The sequence below is a fragment of the Terasakiispira papahanaumokuakeensis genome, assembly GCF_001709345.1.
GTDB classification, from domain to species: Bacteria; Pseudomonadota; Gammaproteobacteria; order Pseudomonadales; family Halomonadaceae; genus Terasakiispira; species Terasakiispira papahanaumokuakeensis.
On record NZ_MDTQ01000001.1, the window covers coordinates 3265022 to 3276463 of the forward strand.

The following is an 11442-nucleotide window of genomic DNA, read 5'->3' on the forward strand; positions in this document are numbered from 1 at the left end:
CGAGGATCACCGACATGCACAACACTTTGTGTACCATGATGTGATCCGCCAGTGGTGCCTTGTCACCCATCTCGAACATAGGCTCTGTCGAGCACATATTTTGGCGCATGGACTGCTCAAAATCGCAACTGACAGATCGTAAAGAGCTTGCAAAACCAGCAGAAGGGGTTTGCCTTGTCCCAGTTACCCGTCATCATCGGCATGGGTGGTATCAATGCCGCCGGCCGTACATCAGGCCACCATGCTTTTCGCCGAATAGTGCTGGATGCACTACCCGAGCATGAGCGCCAGCAAACTCTGTTAGCACTAGCCAGCCTCACTGGACGAGGGCAGCGGGCACAGGATGGCAGCTGGTGTAATGCTGCCGGCGAATCTCTCAGCCCCAGTGCACTGATTGCACAGGAAGCCACACGGCTTCGCAATGAATCGCTTATTCGTCGTATCCACCCAGACTGGTTCGACGTCAATGCCATGCCCGCGGCTAAGGTGCTTAAAGCTCAGGCCGGCGAAGCGCCCATTCGATTTAAACTACGCCAACGCCAACTGCCTCAACCGCTCCCCGATGGCTGGCAATGTCGAGACCTCGGCCTAGGTGATGTGGAAGTCAGTATCACCGGCGGCTTAGAGATGACCGTTCCAGCGCCACGAGAAGCTTTAGTACAAGCTGCAGGCATGCTCCCCACGGGGTTCGATCCAGGCGCTTGGTATCGTAGTGTGCACCATCCTCGTGGCCTTAAGATGACAGTCTTTGGTGCTTCCGATCTTCTAGGACAAAGTGGCCTGCCCTGGGCAGAAATCAGCCGCCATGTTCATCCAGATCAAGTGGCTGTCTTCGCAAGTAACTCTATTGGCCAGATGGATCAGGAAGGCTGGGGAGGCTTGATGCAGTCATTACTGACCGGCAAGCGGGCCACCTCAAAGCAAATGCCCCTGGGTTACGCACAGATGGTGGCCGATTTCATGAATGCCTATGTCATCGGCAATGTCGGCCAAACCAGCGGACTGCTGGGCGCTTGTGCCACTTTCCTTTACAACCTACAAGCCGCAACACAAGCGATTCGCAGTGGACAAACGCGAGTGGCGATTGTCGGGACTGCCGATGCACCGATCACGCCAGAAGTGATCGAAGGCTTTCGTACAATGGGGGCTTTGGCTGATGATGCTAGCCTTCGCGCACTTGATCAGCTCGATAAGCTCAGTGATGACGATTATCGCCGCGCGTGCCGTCCCTTTGCCCAGAACTGCGGTTTTACAATGGGGGAATCGTCTCAGTTCCTGATGCTTGTTGATGATCACTTGGCCGTGGAACTGGGTGCGCAGATTTTGGGTTCAGTGCCTGACGTCTTTGTGAACGCAGATGGATTCAAGCGCTCGATCTCCGCGCCAGGCATTGGCAACTATCTCACCCTGTCTAAAGCAGCCGCACTGGGACGAGCGATTGTCGGCGATGATGCGCTCCGCCATCGTAGCTTTGTCCACGCCCATGGCACCAGCACCCCGAAAAACCGTACGACTGAATCCCACGTCCTGAATGAAGTCGCCAAAGCTTTTGGTATTGAGTCTTGGCCGATTTCTGCGGTCAAAGCCTTTGTCGGCCATTCGCAAGGGTCTGCTGGGGGCGATCAGATGATGGCAGCACTGGGGACCTGGGCCACCGGTATTCGGCCCGGTATCAGCACTGTCGAGACCTTCGCCGAAGATCTTTATGACTCCAATTTGAACTTAAGTAATCAACACCAAGTGGGTCAACCAGACGACTTTGAACTGAGCCTGCTCAATGCCAAAGGCTTTGGGGGGAATAATGCCACCGCGTTGGTACTGTCCCCACAGGTCACTCAACGGATGCTGGCCAAGCGTCATGGTCAGCAAGCTATGCGTAATCATGCGCAGGCATCAGAGGCGGTGCTGGAACGCTCCCAGGCCCATGATAATGCGGCCATGGCACGTCAATTTGATGTGACCTATCACTTTGGTGAGCAAGTTCTGGAAGGGCCAGAGCTAACCATCACGCAGGATGAATTGACGATTCCAGGCTACGATAAACCCGTATCACTGGCGCTGAAATCGCCCTTTACCGATATGCAATGAAAAGGTGCCGATTGAGCCCTGATCACTCACACATCGACTCAAGCACTATTGTGGAATAATTTTTATCGTCAAGAGGCTGACAAGATCGGCCCTTGACGCCACAATGTCAGAGAATGGCATTTCGAATCGAATACCAGCCAAGGCGGCAACAAGCCTAACTGGACATAGCGCTGCACAGAACGGAGCCTAAAGCAATGAATCTCGATCTGTTGAATCAACTGGAACAGAAAGTTCAGACGGCCGTCGAGTCCATGGAAGTGATGAAGCGGGAATTGGAATCACTGCGTGCAGACAAGGCAACGCTGAGTGAAGAAAATGAAGCGCTGAAAGCTGAGCGAGCCACCTGGGAAGACCGTTTGAGTGAGTTGCTGGATAAGTTCAGTGGCTTTGAAAACCTAAGCAGTGCCTCAGCGTCAACTCATGAAAGCACCGGAGCTGTCACCTTAGATGACGACACCCTAGATGCTGAAGCAGACGAACTCCTCGCACTAGCGACAGAGGATGACGAACTGAACGAAGCAGACGGGCAAGTAAGCTTTGAAGAAGACGTGTCACGACTGGTGGACACGGCTGAACAAGACAACACCGAGCAAGAAAGCGCTGAAGCAGCCGCACTGGCCTTCACTGAAGCCGACGATAGTGAACTGTCTGAAGATATCTTCCAAATGGAAGAAGAAGACCCTCATTCGGCTTCTCTCGCCTCCATGATTTCTGAGGACACCCAGGAAGAAGACAACAGCTCTTCAGACCCTCAAACACCGCAACCCGGTGGCAGCCACTGGCAAATTAACTGAGTGCTAGAGACACCCAGCCATTGCCGAGCTTAAGCTGCAAACAGTACATTGGGCAGTAGTCTCATTGTGAGGCTACTGTCAGTAGAGCGCTATCGCTGAGTTTAGTCAGGCCATGAGTTTAGCTCAGGTCATGGGGTGAATTCAGATCGTGCGACATCAACAACGCATCTTCAAAATCATCAGCCTGCAACGGCTGCCCCGGCAAAGCTTCACGTAACGGATAATACCCCTTGCGACGACCATCCAGCACAAAACCTGCGCGCTCATACAAATGAATCGCACGCGTATTGGATGCACGGACTTCCAGCACCAATCGTTCACAATGCTGCTGACGGGCCTGATCTAATACCCAGGCCAATAAACGGCGCCCTTCCCCCCGTCCTTGTAGAGCAGGCGCGACCAAGATTTGGTTCAACTCTAACCAATCCCCCGCCTGCCCGAGTGCGCACAAAGCAACCAGAGCATCACCTTCATAACGCCCCCAGCAATCATCAGTCTGCAATGTTTGTTGCCAACGAATCTCAGACCAGGGCAAAGACTCTGCCCGTTCAGACAGCACCAACACTGCAGCCAGATCAGCCTCGTTTAAACGCTGCCAGGGAATCGACATCATGCCTCCATAACCACTTCATTCGCGGCAAATGCCGCACTCAATCCCTGCTGGGCATGCTGCCACAGCTGAGCTTTCGCATCAGGGGAACTCAATAACTCGGATAAAGAAGGACCACTGAAACAAGGGCGTCCCAGCCGATCCTGATCTAGCAGCCGACCCAGACGCTCACCAAACGCCATCACACCTGGCGGTTCAAAAGGTGAAAACTGAGGGCCGGTTAAGTAGGCGGTTAAGGCATCAGCTAACTCACGCTGATCACCTCGCAATACCGGCACGCCTTCCACAGGCCAACTGAGTGTGTATTGCGCCACCAGCCCAATGCGCTGAGGATGTAATGCTCGCGCAATGGCAGACAGTAAGGTTAATCGCTGGGGATCATGGGCTAACCCTGGCTGATCAAGCTCGACCACCCACAGCCAGCGATTATTCATCGCCCACACCTCGACCGCCATGGGCCTCACTTCTTCGACGGTCTCTACGGCCGGTTCATGGCCATCCTCAGGGGCTACAGCGAGGCGGGAATGATCTTGCACATCATCCGTTGATGGCGGCGTATTCTGAAAATCCTCAGCGGCAGAGACAGTTTCCGTATGCTCAGGTGATACGAATACCCCCGCGGCCGCCATCGCCGCTTCGGCTCCATGTCGAGACTCAGCTTCAGGCACCGGCCAATCACAACGCATACTAGGCTGTGCGGCGGGCAACTGATAACGCGGCACCCACCACCGCGTTCCCATCGCACTGAGCACTGCATAGCGCTCAACTTGGCTTAACATGACAGCGATGTTATACCCCTTCCGACTGAGGATGCGTTCGCTCGGCCCGGCTTTGCAAAGCATTCAGCGCATTGATATAGGCTTTGGCTGAAGCAATCACAATATCAGTGTCGGCGCCCAAGCCATTCACGATCCGGCCGCCTCGCTGTAAACGGACAGTCACTTCACCTTGAGAATCGGTTCCCGAGGTAATGGCATTGACGGAATACAGCTCCAACTCAGCGCCGCTAGCAACCTGCTGTTCAATGGCTTTAAACACCGCATCGACCGGGCCCGACCCTGCAGATTGTCCAGAAACCTCGTGCCCCTCAACACTCATCACAACTTGGGCCACAGGGGTTTCACCTGTTCGTGAAGCCACGTCCACAGTGACCAAACGATAATGGTCGGCTTGCGCAGCAGCACGCGTATCGGTGACCAACGCCTGCAGATCCTCATCAAAAATTTCGTGTTTTTTATCGGCCAACTGCTTAAACAACGTAAAGGCTTCTAAGAGTTCTTGCTCTGAAGCGAAGTTGATTCCAAGCTCTTCCAAACGTGCCCGGAAAGCGTTCCGCCCCGAATGTTTTCCCAACACAATGGCATTCGTTTGCCAGCCGACATCTTCGGCACTCATGATCTCATAGGTCTCACGATGCTTGAGAATGCCGTCCTGGTGAATACCGGACTCATGGGCAAACGCATTCTTACCCACAATCGCTTTATTCGGCTGCACCGCAAACCCCGTCACATTCGAAACCAAGCGAGAGGTTGGCACAATGTGGCGTGTATCAATACGCGTCTCAACGGCCAATTGATCCTGGCGTGTTCGCACGGCCATCACAATTTCTTCTAATGCGGCATTCCCTGCCCGCTCGCCGAGCCCATTAATCGTACACTCCACCTGACGCGCACCTTGCTGCACAGCCGCTAAAGAGTTGGCAACGGCCAACCCTAAATCATTGTGGCAATGCACTGAGAAAATCGCCTGATCACTATTGGGTACACGTTCAATCAATTGACGAATCAAGTCACCAAACTGATCAGGAATCGCATAGCCCACGGTATCAGGAATATTAATCGTCCGCGCCCCAGCTTGAATGGCCGCCTCAACAATCCGGCATAAGAAATCTAGTTCAGAACGTCCCGCATCTTCACAGGAAAACTCGACATCAGCCACGAGGTTTCGAGCTTTAGTCACGGCACGAACAGCCTGCTCGACGACTTGATCGGGGCTCATCTGCAGTTTGTACTGCATATGGATTGGACTGGTCGCAATAAAGGTATGAATACGGCCCTGTTCCGCCGGTGCTAACGCCTCTGCTGCGCGTTCAATATCCTTATCCAGAGCGCGTGAAAGAGAGCAAATCGTACTGTCTTTCACTGCTTCGGCGACGGCTTTAACCGATTCAAAATCCCCCTGGCTGGCCATGGCAAAGCCGGCTTCAATGACATCCACTTGCATTTTCTCTAACATTTTTGCAATGCGGACTTTCTCATCCTGGGTCATCGAAGCGCCCGGGCTTTGCTCACCATCCCGCAAAGTCGTGTCAAAAATGACCAAAGGCGACTTGGGCTCAGCAGTTCTACTCATGGGACTCTCCTCGGGGTCGATGATAACCCCATTATGGGTCATCACAGTCAGGTTATAAGTGTGATTTTACCAACGACCATCTAAGAAGATCACCTGCTATTGTCATATGTAGACATCATTTCCCCTATCCGTTACTTATGGCTTCTTCCTGCCAAGCTTAGATCGGTTGACGCTTCAAGAGCCGATACCCGCCTTGCACCCATCCCGCTAACCAGCATGATCCAAAGGTGAGTAATCCGATACTCAAGCCCCACACCCAGGTAATCTCTAAATGAGATCCGGCCAGATAAAGCCCCCAACTCAAGGCCACGCAAGTCACCAACGCCAGCACGAATACTAACCAAGCCGCACTGAGTTGCACTAAACGGCGACAGTGAGAGTAGGCTTGCGGGCTGACATGATGCTTAAACCCGGTAATCCAGACCCAGCAAATCAAAGGCGCAAAAAAAAGCAAAGGCCCCAACAACTGGAGGCCATAAGCCAGCAATAAATAACGCCATTCTCGGTGACTCAAGCACGCGCTCCTCGCAGGGCTCGAACACGAGCTTCCAGCTCAGCGGCAGAGACCTGATCAGGCGGCACAGGCTCACCCACATTCACATCCACACGCGACCAAAGCCGACGCGGTGTTTTCGCAAAAGCTCGGCCTCGTTCTCTTGAGAACCAAGACCCCCACAATCCGGACAATGCCATAGGGATAACCGGTACCGGCGATGTTTTCACAATACGCTCTAAACCACGCCGAAACGTTTGTATTTCGCCATCAGGCGTTAGCCGTCCTTCTGGAAAAATAAAGACCAACTCCCCTTGATCTAGTGCGTCAGCCACTCGCGAGAATGCTTCTTGGAAGTTACGACGATCGACCCGCTCAGAACTGATCGGAACCGTACCACAAATCTCAAACAACCATTTGAGCGCGGGGGTGTCATGAATCTCTTTATCAATAATAAAGCGCAACGGCCGCTGACAGGCCCCCATGAGTAAAACGGCATCCATGTAGCTGACATGATTCGCCACCACTAACGCGGGGCCGGTATCGGGAATATGGCTCAGCCCATGATGGCGTACCCGGTAGATGCCATGAGAAATCAGGAAGGCCAGAAATCGAAGGAAGGGATCACGTAAACGTCTCACACTGGCCAACATGATCGGCACGGCGGTCAACGCAAAAATCAAATAAAACTGAGGTAATGACAACTGCAACACACTCAGCAGCAGAATACCCATGGCCGTACTGATGACCATGAATAATGAATTGAGTACATTTAATGCCGCGATGACCTGAGCCCGGCGCGTCTCAGGAGTATGCCGCTGCACATAACTATAAAGCGGTATGATAAAGAGTCCACCGGCAATCCCTGACAGCGCCAGCCACAGCATGAACCAACGCGCTTCTGGAATATCCCAAAAATCGACCAAAGTTCGCGCCAATTCAGGCGCAGGTTCAGCAGCGATCACTTGAGCCATGGCATAAAGGCCATAACCGAATACGGCGACACCCAAGGCCCCCAGCGGCACCATCCCCAACTCAATACGCCCACGTGACCAGCGATCACACAGCATCGCGCCAGTAGCCACCCCTAAGGAAAATAACGTCAACAGCAAAGTGCCCACCGTTTGATTCGCCGCCAGCACTTCACGCGTAAAGTTCGGGAACTGTGTTAAATAGCCAATCCCCAAAAACCAGAACCAGCTAATGGCCATAATGGCCCAAAAGACACCGGCATCTTGTTTCGATGCAGCTAAGACCTTACGAGTCTGAGTGACGGGGTTCCAATCAATCGTCAAAGCCGGATCACTCGCAGGCGCCTGAGGAACACCTTGAGCCGCCAAGCGACCCAATAGCGCAATCACCAGGATACAAAGCGCCGCCCAGTACGTGGGTTGTGCTGACAAGAGACCGCCAGCGATTGTCCCGAGTAGGATCGCGACGAAGGTCCCCATCCCAACCCAGGCATTACCACTGACCAGTTCCTCTTCTGCCAAGTGCTGAGGCAACAACGCATACTTAACCGGCCCAAATAAAGCCGACTGCGCCCCCATCAGTCCGACCAGTGCAATCAACCCCCACCAGAACTCGGCCACAAAGGCGAGCGCAGCCAACAGCATAATCACCACTTCCAACGCTTTAATACGCCGAATCAAGCGTGATTTTTCATATTTATCCGCCAGCTGCCCTGCCCAACCGGACATCAGGAAAAAGGGCAAAATAAATAACCCAGCAGCCAAGTTCATGACAATATTGATATCCACATTCAAAGCATCAACCGCCTTGAATGTCAGCATAAACATCAACGCATTACGGAATACATTGTCATTAAAGGCACCGAGTGCCTGAGTCATAAAATAAGGGCCGAAACGACGCTGTTTCAGTAAAGCGAGTCCTCTCACGGGCGCTCCATCTTGTCACGGGTAAAAGCGGATACTAACCCACACATTGCGTCACGTCCTGCGTCACCAAAGCAATACAGTCTTCGTCTTCTTTAAAAGACAGGCCTCTTATCAGGCATAGGCCAGATAGTGCACCCGATCACCTTCATCAAACTGCTGGTGAGGTGGCAAAATAGCCAACGCATTCCCCTCGGCAACGGCACTGAGAACACCAGAACTTTGCGAAGCACAAGGCGTGAGCCAATAGTCACCATCGGCCCAATGGCCTTGCACCCGGAGATACTCCTGACGAGCACGTGTTTGCCATTGTCCAGCCAAGCGTGCAGTGCCTTGTCGAGCGTGATAATCCTGCCCCACACAATGAGCCAAAATGGGCGCCAGATAAACTTGCGTGCCCACAAACACCGACACCGGATTCCCCGGCAACCCTAATACCGGCACAGATTTTGAACCCGCAGGTGCCGTAGACTGAATATGACCAAAAGCAACAGGCTTACCGGGTTTAATGGCCACTTTCCACACCGATAACTCGCCCCGTTGTTCTATCGCAGGCTTCACATGGTCTTCTTCACCCACCGAAACGCCACCGGTCGTCACAATCAGGTCGGCCTCGGCTGCCGCCAGATCTAAAGCCTCAAGCGTCGCTGACAGGGTATCCTCCACCGTGTCGATCACCCAAGCCTCATGCCCCATGCGCTCAATCAGGCCCGCCAACATAAATTGGTTAGAGTTATAGATCTGGCCTGGCGCCAAGGGCTGCCCCGGTAAGACCAATTCATCCCCCGTGCACAGCACCGCCACTTTTAAACGTCTCACCACCGGGACTTGGGCCACCCCAACACTGGCCAGAACACCAAGATGCCAGGGCGCCAAGACAGTCCCTGCCGACACAACGGTTTGTCCTGAGTGAATATCCTGCCCCTGAGCCCGTATGTTTTGCCCCTGACGGACCTCAGACTGGGAGGGCAACAGCACCTGCTCAGACGCCAATGATGTGACCGCTTCCTGCATGATCACTGTATCCGCACCAGGGGGAATTTCAGCACCGGTAAAAATGCGCGCACAGGTACCGACACTTAATGGCTGTGGCCCCTGGCCGGCAACAATACGCTGCGAAATCGCTAACGGCGTTGCCTGCTGTGGTGCTAGATCAGACCAAGCCACAGCATAACCATCCATGGCACTATTCGCGGCAGGTGGCACATCACACTCGGCCTGAACCGATTCCGACAAAGTACGATTCAAGGCCTGCGCCAAAGCACAAGGCTCAGGCCGGATATCAGGCATCAACGATGCCAACATCTGATCAAGTGCCATTTCAGGCGTAATTAATCCGGCGGGCAAGTCACAATGATTACTGGCCATGGTTTTGTACTCCATGACGTAAAATACCGACGAAATTACATGGCTTGTGCGTGCTATCCAGTTGTTCCAACAGAATCTGATCCCAAGCCGTTCGGCACGCTCCTGTCGAGCCAGGCAGGCAAAAAATGGCGGTTCGGTTGGCCAGCCCCCCTAAAGCCCGAGACTGAACCGTTGACGAGCCAATTTCAGCCCAAGACAGTTGACGGAACAATTCACCAAAACCTTCAATTTCAGTATCCAGCAACGGGCGAATCGCTTCAGGCGTGGAGTCACGGCCGGAAAACCCCGTCCCGCCGGTCGCCAGAATCACCTGAATTTCAGGGTCAGCAATCCAGCGACTCACCACGGCTCTCATCTGATAAATATCATCAGGGATCAGCGCTCGGTCCAATAATTGATGCCCCGCCGCTTCCAGCCGCTCGACTAATGTATCCCCTGAGCGGTCTTCAGCCAAAGTTCGGGTATCCGACAAGGTCAGTACTGCAATATTCAATGCATCAGCCATCATGACACCCCTTGAATCTGCGCTGCTTCACGCTTAGCCGCTTGACGGGCCTCGAAAGCCGCTTGCTGTTCGGCAGTGGCCGGCTGTTGATAGCGTGTCTTCCATTCGTTGTAAGGCATGCCGTAAACATATTCACGGGCCGCTTCATAATCGAGTGGAACCGCTCGCTCTTCAGCTGCGGCCACCATCCACTTGGATAAACAGTTCCGGCAGAAATCAGCCAGAATCATCAAATCAATATTCTGGACTTCCTTATGGGTATCCAAGTGGGCCAACAAACGACGAAAAGCCGCCGCTTCAAGCTCTGTACGCGTTTGGGTATCCAACTCTTTCATCTTCAATCTCTCCATCAAAGGGACGAAGTCATGCCTCTCAAGCGACCGCTCCCGAGAGGGGTGAACAACGCTTTTGATCTATCCTACCAGAGGCGAATAATACGAGGGAAAGACATCACTCGACATCTCGGCTCATGACTGTGCATTATATTGAAAAAATGTAGAAGATAAGATACAGACAGAAGCCACGATACTGACCCGATTTAGACCCAAGGAGTGCTTCATGACCACCCCTCGCCCGATGAATATCGGGATACTCGTTACCGGTATTCCACCAGAATCACTCAGAGAAACATACCCCAGTTACGCGGGCATGTTTGTCGATCTACTGGCTCCTTTTATGCCGCAGACTCGGTTCAGAGTTTATGATGTACAAGCGAACCAATGGCCGAAAAGCCCTCAAGACTGTGATGGCTGGATCATCACCGGCTCAAAAAGCGGGGTTTATGAAGACCTTCCCTGGATGCGCCAACTCCAGGCCTTAATCCGAGACATTGCGGATAGCGATCAGCGGCTGGTCGGCATTTGCTTTGGCCACCAAATCATGGCGGCCGCCTTGGGGGCAACCGTTGAAAAATACTCCGGAGGTTGGGGGATAGGCCGACATCATTATGCAATGAAAAAGCCCCAACAGCTTCACCTGGAACGCTCTTTTCTGGGAGAAGATCAACCCGATGATCTCGTTCTGAATGCCATGCATCAGGATCAGGTCATGAGCTGTCCGCCTGGCGCTCAAGTCCTCGCAAGCTCAGACTTCTGTCCGTACGCCGCATTAGTCTACGAACAAGGGATGCTCAGTTTTCAGCCCCATCCCGAGTTTTCCATAGACTATGAGCGAGATCTGCTGCAAGACCGACAAGGCATCACCATTGAGCCAGAACAAGCTCAAACGGCCATCGCCGGATTAACGGCGCAAGCACGCATAGATAATCCCCTTGTCGGCCGCTGGATCGCGCGCTTTCTTCAGGGGTTATAACCACGATTCTGAGTCAAACATCCCAG

General features: G+C 53.3%; 11 protein-coding genes. 3 read left to right on the forward strand and 8 right to left on the reverse strand.

The window, feature by feature from the left end:
- Positions 1–174 precede the first annotated feature (174 nt).
- Together BFW38_RS14180 and BFW38_RS14185 are read left to right on the forward strand one after the other, a co-directional pair.
- Positions 175–2088, forward strand: a complete 1914-nt coding sequence (locus tag BFW38_RS14180; RefSeq protein WP_069000500.1) for a beta-ketoacyl synthase — start codon at positions 175–177, stop codon at positions 2086–2088.
- A 194-nt stretch (positions 2089–2282) separates the two neighbouring features.
- Complete coding sequence (locus BFW38_RS14185; protein WP_068999492.1) at positions 2283–2882, forward strand: cell division protein ZapB; 600 nt, start codon at positions 2283–2285, stop codon at positions 2880–2882.
- A 118-nt stretch (positions 2883–3000) separates the two neighbouring features.
- Here BFW38_RS14185 and BFW38_RS14190 read toward each other — a convergent pair whose 3' ends face one another.
- The 8 genes from BFW38_RS14190 to BFW38_RS14225 all read right to left on the reverse strand — a co-directional run bounded on the left by BFW38_RS14190 (position 3001) and on the right by BFW38_RS14225 (position 10440).
- Positions 3001–3492, reverse strand: coding sequence for a GNAT family N-acetyltransferase (locus tag BFW38_RS14190; protein WP_245686167.1), 492 nt, complete (start codon positions 3490–3492; stop codon positions 3001–3003).
- Complete coding sequence (locus tag BFW38_RS14195) at positions 3492–4271, reverse strand: hypothetical protein (RefSeq protein WP_068999493.1); 780 nt, start codon at positions 4269–4271, stop codon at positions 3492–3494. The genes BFW38_RS14190 and BFW38_RS14195 overlap by 1 nt, the downstream gene beginning before the upstream one ends.
- Before the next feature lie 10 nt (positions 4272–4281).
- Positions 4282–5844 carry a 2-isopropylmalate synthase gene (locus BFW38_RS14200; RefSeq protein ID WP_068999494.1) on the reverse strand — a complete coding sequence of 521 codons (1563 nt, stop codon included), beginning with the start codon at positions 5842–5844 and terminating at the stop codon, positions 4282–4284.
- A 157-nt stretch (positions 5845–6001) separates the two neighbouring features.
- On the reverse strand, positions 6002–6358 hold the full coding sequence (locus BFW38_RS14205) for a hypothetical protein (protein ID WP_068999495.1): 357 nt from the start codon (positions 6356–6358) through the stop codon (positions 6002–6004).
- Positions 6355–8235, reverse strand: a complete 1881-nt coding sequence (locus BFW38_RS14210) for an MFS transporter (RefSeq protein ID WP_218186430.1) — start codon at positions 8233–8235, stop codon at positions 6355–6357. Before BFW38_RS14210 ends, BFW38_RS14205 begins: the two co-directional genes overlap by 4 nt.
- A 111-nt stretch (positions 8236–8346) precedes the next feature.
- The gene (locus BFW38_RS14215) at positions 8347–9600 is read right to left on the reverse strand and encodes a molybdopterin molybdotransferase MoeA (protein ID WP_068999496.1); all 1254 of its coding nucleotides are present in this window, start codon (positions 9598–9600) and stop codon (positions 8347–8349) included.
- Complete coding sequence (moaB, locus tag BFW38_RS14220; RefSeq protein WP_425427918.1) at positions 9590–10108, reverse strand: molybdenum cofactor biosynthesis protein B; 519 nt, start codon at positions 10106–10108, stop codon at positions 9590–9592. The genes BFW38_RS14215 and moaB overlap by 11 nt, the downstream gene beginning before the upstream one ends.
- Entirely contained in the window at positions 10105–10440 is a 336-nt protein-coding gene (locus BFW38_RS14225; protein WP_068999498.1) for a DUF1244 domain-containing protein, read from the reverse strand. Before BFW38_RS14225 ends, moaB begins: the two co-directional genes overlap by 4 nt.
- A gap of 223 nt (positions 10441–10663) precedes the next feature.
- Here BFW38_RS14225 and BFW38_RS14230 point away from each other — a divergent pair, with 223 nt between their 5' ends.
- Positions 10664–11416 carry a type 1 glutamine amidotransferase gene (locus BFW38_RS14230; protein WP_245686168.1) on the forward strand — a complete coding sequence of 251 codons (753 nt, stop codon included), beginning with the start codon at positions 10664–10666 and terminating at the stop codon, positions 11414–11416.
- Positions 11417–11442 lie beyond the last annotated feature (26 nt).